This is a genomic window from Achromobacter semiaridum, from assembly GCF_053543755.1.
The window spans coordinates 10,477-12,215 of the sequence record NZ_JBLVOL010000061.1 but is presented as its reverse complement, the minus strand read 5'-3'; the positions used below and the strand labels follow the sequence as shown (position 1 = coordinate 12,215).

The 1,739-nt window shown below is 69.4% G+C and carries 2 protein-coding genes; both read right to left on the bottom strand.

Annotation, left to right across the window (positions count from 1 at the left end):
* Positions 1–1,340, bottom strand: a 1,340-nt coding sequence (locus ACNPP0_RS17500) for an AMP-binding protein (protein ID WP_448706565.1), incomplete at its 3' end; no start/stop codon positions are given.
* 3 nt (positions 1,341–1,343) lie between these two features.
* The coding region (locus ACNPP0_RS17495) for a COG4648 family protein (RefSeq protein ID WP_448706564.1) at positions 1,344–1,739 on the bottom strand (396 nt) is incomplete at its 5' end.

Here is a 1,739-nt window from a genome sequence, read left to right as displayed (position 1 = left end):
GGGCGCGGGCCCGCCGCCGCGTCGAACAATGCCTGCGGCAGCTTGCCCTGCGCATTGGTGGGCAGATGCCTGAAAAGCCGCCACGAACGCGGTATGGCCAGGGACTCAAAACCCGTGCCCAGATGCGTGCGCAGCGCGTCCACCAGCGTCTTGCGGCCCTGGTTGCGCAGCAGATGCAGGCCCGCGCCCGACAGCGCGATCAGCCCGGTCAGGCGCGTAGCGCCGCTCGCGATGCCCACCCGCGCATCGGACACATACCCATGGCGCATCAGCGCCTGTTCCAGCATCGGCAACGAGATCCGTTTTTCTTCGATCTTGACGATGCGGTCCAGGCGGCCCAGCAATTCAAAGCCGCTGCCGGTCAGCCGGGCGCCATCCGAAGTGTGTTCGTCGGCGGCGTTGACCCAGGGCGACTGCACGCGCAGCGCGCCGTCGGCGCCTGTGCTGAGCGCAACGCCGGGCAGGGCTTGCCAGTCAGACGCGCCGGTGCGCCACGCAACCGCGCCGGTTTCCGAGCTGCCATAGATTTCGGTGGGACGCAGGCCAAGTTCGCGTTCGATGTCGTCGGATACCCGCAATGGCAGCGCACCGCCCGACGAATGAATGCGCAGCAGTCGGCCGCGCAGTTGCGCCCAGTCCAGCCGTTGGCCCAGCCGCCGCAGCATGGCGGGGCTGGCTATCCAGGTGAAGGACGGATAGCGCAGGCTGGCTTGCTGCAATTCCTCGGGATAGTGGCGCTGAAGGCGGTCGATCAGGCGGCCGGCGCACAGCGGCCACAGCACGCGAAACGGCAGGCCGTACATATGCTGGGCCGATACGCTGCCCAGCACGGGCGTGTCCGGTTCCGGCCATTGTCGCTGCAAGGCGTGGACCTCGGCCGACAGTTGCCGCCATTGCTTGTGCAGCGGCTTGGGCGCGCCGCTGGAGCCCGACGTGCACAACACCACGGTGCGCGACGGGTCCAGGCTGGCGGGCGCAAGGGGCGGGTGGCCTTGCAAGCCGTCCAGCCGCCATTGGCGAAAGGCCGGCACGGGCAGGGCGGCGTCGGTCAGCCAGGCGTCCACATCCGCGTCCAGCGTGGCGCAGGTGGCGGGTTGCGCATCGCCGGGCAGGACGGCGATGACGTCGGCCCGCCAGCAGGCGTACAGCGCGATGGCCAGCGCCACGGCGTCGTCAAACCACAGCGCCAGGCGGCGCGGCGCGCGTGCCTGCAAGGCGCCGGCCACGTGCAGGCTGGCCTGCGCGAAAGACGCGCGCGTCAAGGGGGGATCGTCGGCCAGCAGGACGTCGTGGGCGGCTGCGTCTGGCAACAGCAGGTGTTCAGGCGGTGTCCAGCGCATGGCTCAAACTGCCTTCGCGGCTGCCGGGCGCAGCAGCCATTCACCTGCCATCAGCAGGCCCATCAAGCCATAGCTGATGGCGCCGTTGTAGGCGACCCACCAGCTCCAGGGCGCCCAGGCGGCCAGGGCCGCGGCAACGGCGCCATTGCCCGCAAAAAACAGGCACCATGCGCGCGTGACATTGCGCGTATAGCGCACGCCCTCGGGCGGCAGGCTTGGATGGCGCAGGCGGGCGATTTGTTCAACCACGGGACGGCCGACGCGCAGGCTTGTGCCGAAGATGGCAAGCATCATCGCATTGACCATCACGGGGTACCAGCGCAGCCAGGCCTCGGAATTGCAAAGCGCCAGCACGACGCAGAACGTTACCGCCACGGCCGGCAGCAAGCGCGCGCCCGG